Raw genomic sequence first — 15,372 nt, 5'->3', positions numbered from 1 at the left:
GGTTGAGTTGTTTCTGTAACGGGAACTTCTGCCGTTTGAGATTGTTGTTTTTGTTGAATATTCTTGTAAGCTGCTTTAGCAAACGCCAACAACTCAGATGTGTCTGGTGTAGATTCTACAACTGTTTCTGGTTGAGTTTCTGGTTCAGATGAAGTCTCTACAACTGTTTCTGGTTCTGCGGAGGAGTCAGAAGAATCATTACTGGGACGACGAAACCAATTAAAAGCCATTGTAATAGTGTTTAGTTGTTATAGGATTAACTGGAAAGCTTTGGGTTATTCTTAATTAAATCAAAAAGCTTACAGATACAGATTAGGTTTTTTACAAATTTCCATTGATTGAGCTATTTAACGTAAGTCGCTAGTTATTTAGTTGGGGCTATACTAAACACGACTTAATTATTTGATTCTGTGGGTAGGGGTTTAGCGATGCTCAATTGGTGATAAAATCCTAGTCTTCATCCTGTTAATCCTTTAATCCTGGACATCCTGATTCAGACAGTGGTTATTTAGCAGACTAACCCGAAACCTGTAAGGATTTAGCATTGCTAAACCCCTACTTATGGAATTATAAAAATGCAATTTAGCTCCGCGTGCAGTATAACCTTGATGATGAATATAGTTGAAACTTTTTTGTTGTTACCTATTGTCTAATTTTAAAGAGCAAGATTTACGCAATGTTAATTAAGCCGGTTGTTTCTGTTCTGTAACCCGACGAAGAACTCCATTAATAAAACGATGTCCTTCTTCCCCACTGTAGCGTTTCGCTAATTCTACTGCTTCGTTGATGGCAATACTAGCTGGAACTGACATAAAATTCATTTCGGCCACAGCTATTTGCAGTATATCTCGGTCTATTTGCGCTAGACGAGTTACTTGCCAATCTACTAAGGCTTCAGAAATTATTTGATCGATGGCAGTACGGTGTCCGTTAACAGTGATAATCAATTCTTTGGCGTAATTGCGTACTTCTTTGTCTTGATTGGCTAATTGAATCAATTCAGGAAAATCAACAGCACTACCTAATTGATTGATGGCTATTTGAGTACAAGCGATCGCTTCCTGGAGCATTGTCCGGGCTGTATTTAAATCTGATGCCCTAGTTTGACTGGTTAAAAGGCGATCGTTACTACGTTGCAGTTCTCCAGCAGCGTTATTTAAAGTATCTTGCACTTCTGTAGTTAAGGTGCGTACTGCTCCTAACACCAATTTAGATACTAACTGATCATCTGGCAATGTCTCTAATTTTTTGCGGTTAACTGGTAATTGGCTGAGGCTTAAAAGCGCCAATTCACGGGCTATTTGCTGGGGTTTACGGGGTCGCATAGGGGATGGGGGTGATGGTGGGTGGAATAATTAAGCAAAAGTGACAAACTTGTAAGTTTATCAATTTTGACATATTCAAACAATAATTATATATATTTCTTAATATTTTTGCTAGATGCGTGAAACCTTGATTTTTTATAGAACTTACCCATTGACAAATTTTACTCAGGTGAAGGAAATCCACCCAAAACCCATAAAAAGGGGTCATATAAGTAGTCCCTGGTTTTGTGCTGCTTACTATCCCCGTCTCCTATCTTGCTAGTTTTTTTTAGTCTCTACATCACTTAACCAGCAATTAACAGGAGAATAAAAAATAGTATTAATTTTAAAGATTATTTCGTGAATTTTTAGAAGTTGTAAGTGTAGTATAGAGATGATAAGGACAGGTAAAACAATAAGAAAAAAGCATATCAAAATGCTTACACTAGAATACGAAGCTTCTAAATTAATACAAGAATTACCAAAAAAATCTCGAATTGGGCTACAGGATACAAATTTTTATCCAGTAGAAAATTCTGCAACAGGATCATTTGAAAATTTATTATGTGAGCTAAACAGAAATTCAATATACATTACAGAAAAAATTGAACTTGACTGGGAATATCGTACAGAATTAAAAATTGATGAGCTTAGAAATAACCAAAAGGTTATTGAAGAAGTAATCAAAAACTTAAAGAATTTCTTATCTGAAAAGACAAGAAATAAACAAACCTTTAACCGTAAAGATAAGGAAATCAAAAAGCAATTGAAGTTACTTGTTAAAAACCTCGAAAATCAAAATAATGCAATTATAGATTTAATAGAATCAGAAGAAATAAACGTTGAAATAGAAGAATTACGATCAAGACCCTTAGATACGTCTAAAATTAAAAGGGCAAAAGAAATTTTGTCTTTACTCTAATCATAGGAATAAAACAGACTAACAAGCTTTTCATTCTAAAGAAAGGTTAGGTAAAAATAAAAAACTAACTTTAAAAGTTCATTGTAATGGAAACCAAAGCCCTGACTCCTAGCCCTAACGAAAGGACTTTTTCAGCCAACCCTATTTAAATGTTTTAGTTCCCAAACTTTGAGCAAAATCAGGTATTCATAGAATGCTTGTAAAGTACACCAGGCTAAACCGGCAGATCCATCTAAGCAACCACCTAATAGAAAATACATATAAAAGAAGCGGAGGACTGGCCTAAAGGGTAAACGTAAGGATAAGTCTTTGAGTGCGCGGCGTTTTTCAACTTCCGATTTACCAAATAATAAATCTTTCCAGCCTACTTTGCCATTTTCTATTTGATATAAAGTTTCTTTGGCTTCGTCAGTTGAATAGCGGTTGTGTTTTTCAATCCAACGTGTTAAACCTTTGCTACAAGTGTAATGGGGATAGGTTTCTGTTAAAAAGCTAGTTGTACCGTCACAAACTTCCCGTTCTGTGTGACCATAATCTGTAAACCAAACCTTACCGTGACGAAAGAGACGTAATTGATAACGAGGATATTGGGTGCTATAACGAATCCAATGATCCATAAATATAACTCTTTCTGCAACGTAGTAACCGATGTTGTCGGGATTTTTAGTTGCGTTTAAACATTCGGTAAATAATTCTGGTGTCATGCGCTCATCGGCTTCTAGAATATAGATCCATTCGTATTTGGGGGGAATAGATTCTAACATCCAGGTGCGTTGTTTTCCGTGGCTTTCAAAGGGGTGTTGAACAACTCGCACGGGATAGAGACTGGCAATTTCCACAGTGCGATCGCTACTGCACGAATCAACTACAATAATATCATCTGATAGCATTGCAGATTCAATACAAGCAGCAATATCTATTTCTTCGTTATAGGTCAGTATATAAATGGATAACATCTTGGTTTTGATAGTTATTTAGTTAAGATTCAAAATAAAAACAAATGGCAGTAGGAGCTATCAAAAACTATTTTTTTAATCTGTCCTTGCTGCCATATATACTTAACGGATTGTAGCCCTACGTTTAGAGCTATTTTGCAGAACATTCATGCCTCTTAATCCCGTCCAACCGATGATTATGTAAGCAATAGACAACAGAAAACTACTAATCCCAATTCTTACTTCTTTCCAAGCATCTTGTTGAGTTTGTTGTAATCTCTGTTCTTTTTGAGTACGCACTTGAGTTATTCTTTGCTTTGCCAGTTGTTCAGGATCAGTTTGTCTGGCTATAAATTCATCTAGGGCTTTAGGGTTGAGTTTATAAGCCTTGATGAGGTCTTTCTGTTCAGGTGGTATTTGATTGTTTTGCAGTGCTTGATTATATCTTATTTCACTTTTAACAACTTCATTTAATTGAGTAGTTAATTGGTCTTTTAATGCTAGGCGTTGTCTTTCTACAGCTTCTTTGATTTGATTGTTACCTAACTGGTTTTGTACTTGTTCTAATTGGTTGTTAACTTGCGCTTCTAATTGATTTGCTTCGGTGTTGATTCGTTCTGTAGTTTCAACTTTGAGTTGATTGACGGTGTTGAGATGTAAGGGAACAATGAGCAAAAATATCAACCCTAAAATACTAGACAGTATAAAAGCTGGTAGTTTCAAGTCTACAACTTCTGGCTGGTCTTTCTGATCCATACTATCAAGCCAATAAGCTGCCAGTAAAATTCCCAAGCCGACTAGAGGAACGATACCCCGTTCTACTAAATTTCTAGCCAAATTTATTTGCCATAGTTTATCTGTTGCTTGGACGGGAAACAACAAGAATGCAAAATCTAGCAAAAAGGACAATATACAGACTATACCAACCAATTTGAGCGAGAGAGAGAGGTTGAGGGAAGGCGCACGATTAACCATATTTTTTCCAACTTGAGAGCGATCGCTATATTTAAAGTTACTTGAATCTTGTTCGCGTGAACGGTAAGTTATTCTAGTAAAAATTTATAGCATTTTGGTGTTGAACTACTATTTTTTAGATTTTCCCACATACTGCCGTAAATCCATTAGTGTATGATAATACAAAAAATCTATTTTTGCTGTTGTTTCCAATGTTCTATATCTTCTGGAAGGTCTATATCGGCTAGAGGTGGTAGGTAAAATAGAGATAAATTCAGTGTTTTGGCAATATCTACCGTACTTTGTAATACTTTATCTGTTCCCCAATCAATATTAGAAAATAATTCTGGAATTGGCTGACGCAAACCAATTAAGTAATAACCGCCATCCAGGGCTGGACCGAGTACCAAGTCAAAAACGGCGAGTTTTTCAAAAGCGATCGCTAAAATCTGGGAATTTAGTCCAGGACAATCACTACCAATAATCACCACTTGTTCGGCATTTTGGTTAAAAGCGGCCATGAGCGATCGCCCTAAGCGCGAACCCAAATCCCCTTCCCCCTGGTCATGATACAATAAATCTGACCCCAGCCAATTTTGCATCAATTCCCAAGTACCACCAACAAACCGCACTTCCAGAGAGATAGAAAATATTTTTTGTAATTCTCTGGCCTCAAAGATAGTCTGTTCGGTCATCTGTCTTTGCAAATCAGCCGCACCAACTTCACCCAAAGCAGGTATCAGTCGGGTTTTAGTCTTACCTGGTTCTGGATAGCGAGTAAAAATAATTAGTTGTTGTTTAGAAATAACTAAATCCTGATCTACCACTCCAGACTCTAGTAGTTGTTGAATGCGATCGGGTAATTCCTCCATTTCTTAATCACAACCAATATCTTTTGCTGTTCTCATTGCCCCCAAAAGAGTGGAAACAATCACACAACGCTTAGTTTTTCCACCAGATTTACTTGATAAAGTCACCTTTCCTAATTGACCCTTAACATCACCATCAAATCCAAACTGGATTTTACTAACACCATTCGCTGTACTCAAATTTGATGCTAAAACTACATTAGAATCCAACTTATTCCAGGTCGGACTTGTATCCTTAGCATTATGAACTGCCCACTGAGCAACATTATTTACCGTTCTAAAGCTGGCTTGCCAAGTTAATTTTTTGTTCTTAGCTAAATCCCGGGCTTCACGTATGGCACCTTGCACTTCACTACGAGCAGAATTTAAGCGGCGAGCATTAATAAACTCTACCCAACTAGGTAAAGCCACTGCTGATAAAATTCCTACCATTGCTATGGTAATCAGCAATTCTATTAAATTAAACCCAGCATCTTGTTGAGTCGATTTAATTACCAATTGCTGGCTGTTTTTTCGATTCCTGCTGTAGCAATATAACAGTTTAATGCTTAATTGTTTGATTTGATCGTTAGCATTCATTGGTCTATCCTCTTAATTTATTTAACTAATTTGATTTAAACAAAGCTCCCCGTCCTTCAACTCTTGTATTTGCAGTAGGAAAATAAGTCTTTGTACCGTCACTATAGTTCATGTTATTGACATTATTATCAATCCTGGCTATTGCATTACCCCGCACAAATATCTGTGCAGTTGTATTCACTCTATCGACGCAACTATAAAAACCAGTCATTTTATTAATATCGGCAGTACCAAAACTAGCCGGGGTGATTTTCGACCATGTAACTTTAGGGTCTGTTGTATTAGGGGGACAAGTTGCTGCTGGTGTATTTGTGGTTGTAGTTCCATCAATATAATCAACTAATACTTGTATACCCTGTGTGTAATCAACACTCTCTTTTTTTTTCCATTTATTCATGATACTCGTTATATTACCGACTGAATTGATATTAAAAAGTTTAAATCCTGCATCAGGACAATGATTACTATCGACATATCTTTCCGTGTAGCCAGAACAAGCCAATGTACCACTACTAACTTTCACTCCATCCTTAATTTCCCATCTACCAATACGGGCAGCGTTAGACCAAATAGTGCTACTCTCTTTAATAATATAATAAGCAACTAAAGAGTAAACAAAAGCATCATCTTTCCCATTGTCAGGGGCAGTAATTGCATCGCTAACTAATTCCCGTTTCCAAAATACTAACACAGGAAATCTATCGGTAGCAGTTGGACCAGGCAATTGGCTTCTAATAGCTTTAACCCCTGTTTCGTCATAAATATACACTGCTTGTTGTAAGTCACGGGAAATATAATTTAATGCCGTTTGAATTTCTTGCTCAGAAAACATCTTTGCTTGTTCTTTTTGTTCTGTGTTCATAATGCTTACCATCATTGCTAGTAATGGGGTGATCACAGCAAAAGATATAATTAAGGCCACTAACAACTCAATCATTGTAAAGCCAGAATTTTCTCGAATACCGATTGAATGATTTATTCTATTTTTAAAATTTAATCCTATTTTACTCTTCATCTCATAACTTCCTTTTTATTTCATGGATACACATTAACAACTAAAATTGATTTAAATTCAGGACTTATGCACAGGATAGGAAAGATCAGGATTTGAAATTGCTACATAAACCTTACAATGACGAAAATACGTTAACCTTGCGTAAGTCCTAAAACTCACAACCATCTGCATGAACTGTACCCAGCCGTCTGCATAAACTAATAAATTTAGTAGAACTTTTAGTAATTACGGTGTTTATTCTTGTTATAGCCACATCTGTAGACATTTCTATTAGTGGTGTTTGTTTTGAGCCTATACCACTGGTGTAAGTTGTTTGGGTCTTTTTAGTTGTGCTAGTGCTGGCTAGTAGAGTGTCGGTGAAATCTACATCATCTCTATAGAGACGAATTGCTAAACGAGAACCATCATTTCTACCACTACCTTGAGCTATACGACCGGCTTGAACATAAAAGAGCCTGTTAGTATCACAAACTGTTGAACTACTATCTACTTTTTTATTAACTGTTCCATCTTTTAAGACACAAAATAAACCCACAGATGTGGTAGGTGCGGGCATATCCGTTGAGCTAATTAAATAGTCTGTTGGTGTAGCGGTCAGATTTCGTGGTTCATCTGTAGTAGGGGCTGCGAGTTGTTTGACAATAGCTACATCTTCTATCTTAACTGCACCACCCCGAATAGCATCTAAAAAAGTTTTTGCGGCTGCGTTTGCTTGTTCTACCCTGCGAGTTTGCAGACGGGTGGCAACTGAGAAGGCCAGAACAGGAGCGATCGCTATCATTAAAAGAGAAGCCAAAACCATGGCCATCATAGACTCAATCACCGTAAAACCAGAATCACCATCACCACACTTTTTAGCTTTAATCATTGTGAATCTCCTTTTGATCATCATTCAGGGACTGGAAATTTAAAAAATTATCCCAATTTGTAATTTATATGTAGGGGTTTAGCATTGCTCATTGGTGTCAACTTAGGCTCTAATCATTGTCCCACAAACGTATTACCCCACCCCTTAATCCCCTCCCCTCGCAGGGGAGGGGAGATTTTGCTTTAGCAAAAGCGGGGGTGAGGTTCTTCTTGATTGTTGGGGAACTGAATAAGTTTGATATAACGGCATTACAAGAGTTTCATGTTAAGTTGACACGTATGTTGCGTAGCTGCTAAACCCAGACCCCTTGAACGCAACACTAAAAGTACCTATGCTTTACAAATACTAGGTCTTTGGTCTGGATCTGTAATTGCATAAGGAGTACCAGTTTGATTAGTTTTGGCACATAACAAGGTTTCCACCCATTCGTCATCTCGACCAACCTCCCGGAAATATTCATCTCCTGAGAATGATTCTACTAATTTTTGGGCAAATAAATCAGGTGATTGAGATAACAGCCCCACATCATATCCCCAGCTACGAACTGGAGCAAAAAGAAAAGGAGTTCTACCGCCATTAGGAGAAATTCTGTAACGGAAGTCAGTAGAATTATTTTCTAAAGCTGCATAAATTGGTCCAGTAGCATAGCGACTTTTTCTCGTCTGCATAAAAGCACCACTGATTGTAGCTTTTAACTTACCATTCCAGTGTTCTAGAAACCTTGGTAAGTAGTGCAAACCCCCATTATCTTCTTCTGGACGTGCTGGTGTATCTCCAGTTACCATCACTAAATTGAAAGTAGTATCCATAGCTGGTTGTAACCAGTTTTTCCGTAGAGGACTACCTGAATCATCTAAAAGTTTCAACGGGGGGTTTTCTCTGGCATCAATATCCTTTTCGGGCGCATTGATTTGTAAAACTGGTTGAAACTCCACAACCTGAGGATTACTTGTGCTTATAGAAGACTTAATCCAAGGTGCAATAATATCACGTTGACTACCTCCTGAAATTGTTATTCTTGCATTTCTTGGTTGTGATGCAACCGTGGGTGGAAATCCTGGGTCTAATGTCCTTTGAGCATATTCCTGGACATTGCCAGATGAATTAATCCCAAAAGCAGTTATATCTATATCTGTAGCAACAGATAAATTACCAGTGGTGGTATCGCGTTTATAAGCTATCCTGCGTAAGAAGTTGGAATTTTCCCAACCATCAGTAGGAGTTTTGGTAATAGATCCTGTGCGTACATCGTTTATTGATTTTCCAACTACAAAATCAGTATTAGTAGGAGTAGGATCTCTCTCACTTTTCCATTTAGCCAACTTAGTTGCAGCATCATAACCATTCCAATCTGTTTTAGTATATTTTGTAGTAATAACCCAATTAAATGGATTGTCACACGCTGTTACTGAAGGAGTAGGATCGCATATTTCCAGCAAATATTCCTTAGCTTTTGTTGGTCTGACAATTGGTGAAACGAAATTAGTTAAGTAACTACTACCCTGAAATCCTGTAGTTGTTGCATCTCCTGTCACATCAGTGACAAAATCTATAACTTTCCCCTGATTATCAAACTTGACACCGTCCGTTTCTGTAACTTGACCAGCGGAATTATACCTATCCACTATTGCTCCGTATAGACTGGTATAGTTTATAGTATCTAGAACCCCATCTCCATTTCTATCAAGAGAATAAGATTCAGTAGGATTAAAATAGCCAGGCCATTTTATTTGATCTTTATTTGAAACTTCGACAAAGTTTTGATCATAATACCCCTCATTACGGAAACCTTCCCTAAAATTATTAGAAAGTAGGGTAATGGCATCTGTTAAAACTGTAGCTGGCCGCCATTTATCGCCAACTGTACAACTTGGGAGTCTGGGGTCATTGGGACGACAGGCAAAGTTAGGATTTTGGTTGGCTGAATCTCCACGTTTTCCACTGTAGAAATCGGCAGTAGTCCAAATATTAGCTGGTTCATCCTTAAATTCCGTCTGAGTATGCAGATTAAAGTCACCTTTAATGTAAGTCGGTAAATTAGTCGCTAAAGTCAGTCCCTTCTCTACGTTTCTGTAGTTAGTTTCTCGCCCAAGTTCTTGCCCGTTAATCAGCATAATTGCATTCGGTCGGCGAGTTGGATCAAGAATATAATCTAGTGGGCTTTCTAACTTGCCCTGATCTGTATTACCAGCGCTCAAATCCAGTAGTGCATCATTACGAGTAGCATAGATAATCCCACTATTGGGTAGTAAATATTCTTGAGATGGAGTTGCATTACCAATTGTTTTTCCTCTGAGCAAATTCAAGTCTAATACTGTAGCTCGAATTTCTAAAGGTTGTCTATCTTGTAAAGGGCGATCGTACAATATATCAGATGTGATTGTATCAGTGTGAACCGTCTTTACTTGTCTACCATCTAAAAACGCAGTTTCAAAAATTGCACCGTGGGGAACAGGGGGACTGGTAGCAACAGAAATAGTACCATCCATTATTTGTAAGGCACAAATCTGAGCATCAATAGTAGACTTTTCTGAGAGAGTCCGATTTGCGGCTGTTTTTGCTAAGGCTTTACTTAATAAGCCATCATCTATGGAACGACCTTGATATGTTAAACCTGCTTGGTAAGCTAGTAAAGCTGAATAGTTACTCTCAGTTCTAGTAGGTGGTCCATAAACAATCCCACTATTCGATTGACCAGAAGCATTGGCATTCCAAGGTAGTCCATTCTGATTTTTTGCTGTGGTTGCGTTAGTTGGGTCATAAAAGCTACTAATACAAGCTATTGGTGTGGGATTTGTCTCATCATAGCCACTAGATTTGTAATGATAAACAGCCGTAGCCCGCATCTTTAAACGCGGCACAGTCGCTGGACGTACAATTGATTCAAATCTGAGTTCTGGGTCATAAAACGAATAGGGGTTCCTCACTTCTGCGGTGCTTGGTGGATTCATTGGCATCAAATCCGGCCAAACTGCTTCTGCTCCCGGAAAGGTAGTAGTTGCCGCAGTATCAGCCTCACGCAAATAAATCCCAGCCCCAGTAATAACCCGTAACCCACCAATCGGTTCTTCTGCATCTACTGGAACTTCTGCCGCCGCTAGTTCCCAAGTTCCATTTCTATCAATTGAACCTACATCAGCAAGCTGTTTGACGGTGGAATAACGAGTACGATAATCCTCATCATCAACACTACCAACCTCCCAAAAAACACCCTCAATTTTTTGAGTATTGCTTGGGTTAGCACTGACAAACTCTCCTTCGCTACTCGTCCCGTTCCACCAAATATAAGGTAAATTATTCCCGATAATAACTCTATCCCCAACATAATCCTCTCTTCCGCCATTTTCAGTGTTTTGTATATCCGGCTTAGTGGCTTTTGGTTCTAGTTTGTTACTATTCAAATTGAGTTCTAACTTAGAATACTGTGCGTGATCTTTACCATTAGCTGGAGCAAGGGGATAGCTCCAATCATCTACAGGACGTAGTGTATCACCACTACCTTGCAGGGGGCTAGTTGTAGAGTAGTCAACTGAATTATTAATTCCACCAACTAGTGCATTTACTGTCCCAAAGGGAATTTCTTTAAAAGGTACACGACGGGTACGATTTTTAAAATAAAGTTCTAGCTGTTCTCTGCGGATAGCTGCTGTTTCGGCTGTAGTAAAGGTAGTAATAGAACTAAATTCTTTTAGTCTATCTTTTTTATTCTCAATACCATCTTCAACTTCCGTTGGGTCTGCCTCACCAGAAGCTATATGCGCTTGAACTAAGCGATTTACCCGTTGTACATAAGCTAAATTATTGTAGGCAACATCTCTAGGCGCACTATTCTTATAGGAACTAACCAGTCCGGTTTTTACTGGGCTATCGTCTGTGTCTGGGTTTGAATCGTCTGGTTTGAATAAATCAATTTGAGTGGACCTTGATGCTTGATCAGTATCAGTAGTAAATCCACCCTGAGCTAAATTACCACCGATAATAATTTTGGCATTTTCGGGTTTGTAGAAACAAGAGCCTAGTCCACTAATTTGATACAAACGTATTTCTTCAGATGGGACAAATGTCAGAAAATTACTGTTGGTAAAAACTCGTCCATTCAAATTAAAAGCAGGACCAGGAATTAGTTCTATATCATCTTCATAAACAACTGCATCAGCCGGGATTATTTGCGACCTATCTTGTTGATATTCCACCGCAGAAAAACTTTTATTCCCTTGATAAATCTCATAGTTGGTAGTGTTGGGTAAACTGGCACTATTAGTTAGGGGAACAGTTGCGGTATAAACAAAAATCGCTTTTTTAAACTTGCTGCCTTCATATCTAATCCAGCCGTTAGAGTTAATCAAAGACGCGCTACCTGTTGCATTAGTACATTGTCCACCAACTTCACCGGAGGCCATGGGTAAAGCCCTAGCTTGTACAGGAGTTCTAGCCTCAGAATAGGCATTGTTAACAACTGGTGGATTATTAAAGTAAATCCCATAAATGGTATAACTATCAAACTTCCCGTTACTGTCTGTATCAACAGGAAATCTCCATGCGGTTCTCAGAAAACATTCTGGCGCATTATCTACGGTTTTATTTGTACAAGTAGATTCTTTAGAATCTAAAGTTAGTGCAACTTCATCCCCAAAGGTATATTGATTTAATTTATCTACTAAAACCTTATATAGTCTCTTATCTGATGGTGTAACTCGTGGTAAAGTTGGCTCATCAAATAGTTTGTTGAGTTTTGCCCTACTCCGATCAATTGCTGGTGTAGCGGCATTGATTACGGCTTCGTTAACGCGCACGTTACTAGCATTTTTAGCCCGTTCAAAGGAACGTAACATAATACTACCACTCAACAAAACTACAACCAGTGATACCATTGCTAAGGTTGGTAACACAAATCCAGCATTTGTAGAGTTTTGTTGTTTTTTAAGGCCAGCAATACTTCGGAGTAGCCAAATTATTTGTTTTTTAACTGTGGCTAAGAACTTCTTGCCCAGTTGCTTGAATACTTTTTTGATTGCTCTAAACGGCTGATATTTGGTAGACATAGATACTGCCCTGTAAGTTGATTGATTGGTGTGTAGATGTATATTTTTTTATTAAAAATATGTGGCTATTTAGTTCCTTCTTAGGTAACAGCCTAAATGTATATTGTTCGTAGTCGTGATTAAATTATAACGTCGGTTGAATCTGCATTCTCATCTGGAAATTACTGAATTTTGGCAAATTATACAATTGAACTTTGGGAGACTATAGCATATTTACGCAGTGGGTTTGTGGCGTTGACTATTTTTTCAACACTATTTTATGAATATGAAGTTAGTGTTAAGAGGACTATCTTATGATACCCAGTTTTACTTATAAAACTATCAATAAAGAGAAAATCCTGGTAAAAAATTGAAAACCTCCCCTGTTGGGAAGGTTGCTACCGCAAATATTAAAATTGAAAATTCCTTAGAAATGGTTGAGGTTAATACCAGCTTCTTTAGCCATGGCTTCTAAACCTTTGGTATCTAGGGTTTTAATAGCTTTAGTAGAAAGTTTCATTTTCACCCAGCGATTACCACCAGCCCACCAAATACGTTTTTCTTGTAGGTTAGCGTGTTGTAGGCGTTTGGTACGACGGTGAGAGTGGGAAATTGCAAAGGCGTTATTGGCCTTTTTACCAGTTAATTCACAGCGACGGGACATTACAAGTATCTCCAGATTAGTTTTTCACTACAGCCTCCCTATTCTAAGGGCTTTAAGTAAAGAATGGGAGATCAGAATTATAGATCCCCGATTTCTTTGAGAAGTCGGGGATGTGGGTAGATTTGGGTGTTAACTATTTACTAGCTTGTTCTGTCAATTTGGTTAGTACGTTGTTGGAACGTTCGACAAAGGATTTCATTCCTTCAGCGTCAAAACCTTTTTGAGACATCAGTGCTAAATCGTAGACGTGCTGACAAATCATATTTACCAAGGGGTTGGTTGCTGATTGACCGTCACCTTGAATGATTGTACCTTGGTTGAGATAGGTTAGGTTCTGAATCAAGGGATGAGCGGTGTTAACTAGCAAAATATGATCTTCGGGGAAATCGGCGTTTTGTTGCTGCATCATGGCGTTCATTTCCCGCAGACGACGGAGAATTTCTGGTAACAACACCATTGCGGGTGGTGTTCCTTGGGCATCGTCAGATTTTAAGGCTTCGGTGCGGATATTTAATCTGGGTTTGTTGAGTGCTTTTTCAAATAGTTCTTTGATGGTTTCGTTCTTGGTTTTGTTGGTTTTGGGGTCAACTATTTCATCGGCTTTGTCTTTTTCTAACAGGGTATTATCTAAATCTGAATCTACCCGCGTAAATTTGACATCCCGATATTCTTGTTCTAGGAAGTTGATAAAGTGGGTATCAATGAAGGAGTCCATGAATAGGACTTCTAAGCCTTGGTTTTTGTGTAGTTCGATGTAGGTGGCTTGGCTGGCTTCGTCGGTGCTGTAAAAAACACGATTTTCGTGGCGTTCTTTGTTGCGTTCTAGATATTCTTTCAGGGTTGTGTAGGGTATGCTTGGTGTGCTATCATGTAGGGTCGCATCTTGCCAAAGATCACCTTCTTGGGTTTGAACTTCAACTGCTGGAGTGTTCGCGGTTTTAGCTTCTTGTTTGAGGGTGCTACGGAAGATGATGATGTCTTCCACTTGCTTTTTAAATTTCTCGTCGTTGAGAACGCCAAATTTAACGAAAGTTCCTAAATCTTTCCAAGTGCTGATGTATTGTTGACGGCTTTCGCGGTATAGTTCCTTTAAGCGATCGCCCACTTTTTTGGCAATATAATCTCCTATTTTCCGCACTGTGCGATCGCCCTGTAAAGCGCTGCGAGAAACGTTCAAAGGTATATCACTACTATCAATCACTCCCCGCATGGGCATCAAGAACTGGGGAATTATCTCTTCACAGTTATCGCTGACGAACACCTGATTACAGAATAGTTTAATCTGTCCCTTGGTGACATCCACATCCGGCCGCATTTTGGGGAAATACAAAATCCCGTTAATAATAAAGGGATAATCGGTATTCAAATGCACCCACAATAGAGGTTCTTCTTGGAAAGGGTACAAATAGCGGTAAAATTCTAAGTAATCCTCTTGAGTCAAACTGCTGCTAGATTCACGCCAAGGAGCTTTTTGTCTATTTAATACTTCACCATCCAATTTAATTGGTACTGGCATGAAATCGCAGAATGTCTTGACAAGATTCTTAATTCGTGCTGATTCTAAAAATTCTTCTTCTTCCCCTGCCAGAGTTAGAGTAATAGTAGTTCCGCGAGTTGTGCGGGGAGATTCCTCTAGGGTAAAAGCTGGAGAACCATCACAAGTCCAGTGAACAGCTTGTGAACCTTCTTGGTAAGAGAGGGTATCAATTTCGACTTTTTGCGCCACCATGAAGGAAGAGTAGAAACCTAAACCAAAATGTCCGATAATTGGTTGGTCAGATTTGCCTTCATATTTGTGAATAAATTCTTCTGCACTAGAAAAGGCAACTTGATTAATGTATTTTTTTACTTCCTCTGCTGTCATCCCAATTCCATTATCGGTAAAGGAGAGGGTTTTGTTGTTTTTATCAATGGCAATGGTAATTTCTGGTTCACCGATGTCTCCATTGTATTCTCCAGCGCGGGACACCATTTTTAATTTTTCGATGGCATCAACCGAGTTGGATACCAGTTCCCGCAAGAAGATTTGATGATCTGAGTAAAGCGACTTCTTGATAATTGGGAAAATATTTTCGGTATGTATACTGATGGTGCCTTGTTCTAACATAGTTATCCGTCTGTTTTAGTTGCAGAAATAATTCTGAGAATTAATTTTGCATGATTCTGTCTGTTTGCAGGTAAGGAATACCTCTTAATTATGATTCGGATTACACTACCAGCGTCTAACAGAGAGTCACCTAC

At 38.4% G+C, this 15,372-nt stretch carries 11 protein-coding genes and 1 pseudogene; 1 reads left to right on the top strand and 11 read right to left on the bottom strand.

All coding sequences use genetic code 11. The features are described from left to right. Both VB711_RS04440 and nusB read right to left on the bottom strand, forming a co-directional pair. Positions 1-230: pseudogene (locus VB711_RS04440) on the bottom strand (signal recognition particle-docking protein FtsY); the annotation flags it as partial. A gap of 453 nt (positions 231-683) precedes the next feature. Continuing rightward, complete coding sequence (gene nusB, locus VB711_RS04435; RefSeq protein WP_323284519.1) at positions 684-1,325, bottom strand: transcription antitermination factor NusB; 642 nt, start codon at positions 1,323-1,325, stop codon at positions 684-686. 415 nt (positions 1,326-1,740) lie between these two features. On the opposite strand from nusB, the gene VB711_RS04430 reads away from it, so the two are divergent. Next, positions 1,741-2,226, top strand: a complete 486-nt coding sequence (locus VB711_RS04430) for a hypothetical protein (protein WP_323284518.1) — start codon at positions 1,741-1,743, stop codon at positions 2,224-2,226. A 131-nt stretch (positions 2,227-2,357) separates the two neighbouring features. On the opposite strand, the gene VB711_RS04425 is transcribed toward VB711_RS04430, so the two are convergent. The 9 genes from VB711_RS04425 to htpG all read right to left on the bottom strand — a co-directional run bounded on the left by VB711_RS04425 (position 2,358) and on the right by htpG (position 15,238). Continuing rightward, entirely contained in the window at positions 2,358-3,182 is an 825-nt protein-coding gene (locus VB711_RS04425) for a glycosyltransferase family 2 protein (protein ID WP_323284517.1), read from the bottom strand. Positions 3,183-3,284: 102 nt separating this feature from the next. Then, the gene (locus tag VB711_RS04420) at positions 3,285-4,136 is read right to left on the bottom strand and encodes an HpsJ family protein (RefSeq protein WP_323284515.1); all 852 of its coding nucleotides are present in this window, start codon (positions 4,134-4,136) and stop codon (positions 3,285-3,287) included. A gap of 170 nt (positions 4,137-4,306) precedes the next feature. After that, on the bottom strand, positions 4,307-4,987 hold the full coding sequence (locus VB711_RS04415) for a TIGR04282 family arsenosugar biosynthesis glycosyltransferase (protein ID WP_323284514.1): 681 nt from the start codon (positions 4,985-4,987) through the stop codon (positions 4,307-4,309). A gap of 3 nt (positions 4,988-4,990) precedes the next feature. Next, positions 4,991-5,563 (bottom strand): prepilin-type N-terminal cleavage/methylation domain-containing protein, encoded by a 573-nt coding sequence (locus VB711_RS04410; protein ID WP_323284513.1) that lies wholly within the window; start codon positions 5,561-5,563, stop codon positions 4,991-4,993. Positions 5,564-5,588: 25 nt separating this feature from the next. Continuing rightward, a complete protein-coding gene (gene hpsC / locus VB711_RS04405; RefSeq protein WP_323284512.1) occupies positions 5,589-6,578 on the bottom strand; it encodes a hormogonium polysaccharide secretion pseudopilin HpsC in 990 nt (329 codons plus the stop codon). 148 nt (positions 6,579-6,726) lie between these two features. Continuing rightward, positions 6,727-7,446 carry a hormogonium polysaccharide secretion pseudopilin HpsB gene (hpsB, locus tag VB711_RS04400; RefSeq protein WP_323284511.1) on the bottom strand — a complete coding sequence of 240 codons (720 nt, stop codon included), beginning with the start codon at positions 7,444-7,446 and terminating at the stop codon, positions 6,727-6,729. Positions 7,447-7,775: 329 nt separating this feature from the next. Then, the gene (hpsA, locus tag VB711_RS04395; protein WP_323284510.1) at positions 7,776-12,488 is read right to left on the bottom strand and encodes a hormogonium polysaccharide biosynthesis protein HpsA; all 4,713 of its coding nucleotides are present in this window, start codon (positions 12,486-12,488) and stop codon (positions 7,776-7,778) included. A gap of 406 nt (positions 12,489-12,894) precedes the next feature. Further along, positions 12,895-13,131 (bottom strand): 50S ribosomal protein L28, encoded by a 237-nt coding sequence (gene rpmB / locus VB711_RS04390; protein WP_323284509.1) that lies wholly within the window; start codon positions 13,129-13,131, stop codon positions 12,895-12,897. A 133-nt stretch (positions 13,132-13,264) separates the two neighbouring features. Then, a complete protein-coding gene (htpG, locus tag VB711_RS04385) occupies positions 13,265-15,238 on the bottom strand; it encodes a molecular chaperone HtpG (RefSeq protein ID WP_323284508.1) in 1,974 nt (657 codons plus the stop codon). Between the last annotated feature and the right edge of the window lie 134 nt (positions 15,239-15,372).

Source organism: Cronbergia sp. UHCC 0137, assembly GCF_034932285.1.
GTDB lineage: Bacteria > Cyanobacteriota > Cyanobacteriia > Cyanobacteriales > Nostocaceae > Cronbergia.
Note: the sequence above shows the minus strand (reverse complement) of the source record. Positions and strands in the feature narration are given on the sequence as shown.

Excerpts from the sequence above, each read along its gene's own strand:
- hpsB (WP_323284511.1), bottom strand. The coding sequence starts at position 7,446 with ATGATTAAAGCTAAAAAGTGTGGTGATGGTGATTCTGGTTTTACGGTG.
- rpmB (WP_323284509.1), bottom strand. The coding sequence starts at position 13,131 with ATGTCCCGTCGCTGTGAATTAACTGGTAAAAAGGCCAATAACGCCTTT.
- VB711_RS04410 (WP_323284513.1), bottom strand. The coding sequence starts at position 5,563 with ATGAATGCTAACGATCAAATCAAACAATTAAGCATTAAACTGTTATAT.
- VB711_RS04425 (WP_323284517.1), bottom strand. The coding sequence starts at position 3,182 with ATGTTATCCATTTATATACTGACCTATAACGAAGAAATAGATATTGCT.
- VB711_RS04420 (WP_323284515.1), bottom strand. The coding sequence starts at position 4,136 with ATGGTTAATCGTGCGCCTTCCCTCAACCTCTCTCTCTCGCTCAAATTG.
- nusB (WP_323284519.1), bottom strand. The coding sequence starts at position 1,325 with ATGCGACCCCGTAAACCCCAGCAAATAGCCCGTGAATTGGCGCTTTTA.
- VB711_RS04415 (WP_323284514.1), bottom strand. The coding sequence starts at position 4,987 with ATGGAGGAATTACCCGATCGCATTCAACAACTACTAGAGTCTGGAGTG.
- VB711_RS04430 (WP_323284518.1), top strand. The coding sequence starts at position 1,741 with ATGCTTACACTAGAATACGAAGCTTCTAAATTAATACAAGAATTACCA.
- hpsA (WP_323284510.1), bottom strand. The coding sequence starts at position 12,488 with ATGTCTACCAAATATCAGCCGTTTAGAGCAATCAAAAAAGTATTCAAG.
- hpsC (WP_323284512.1), bottom strand. The coding sequence starts at position 6,578 with ATGAAGAGTAAAATAGGATTAAATTTTAAAAATAGAATAAATCATTCA.
- htpG (WP_323284508.1), bottom strand. The coding sequence starts at position 15,238 with ATGTTAGAACAAGGCACCATCAGTATACATACCGAAAATATTTTCCCA.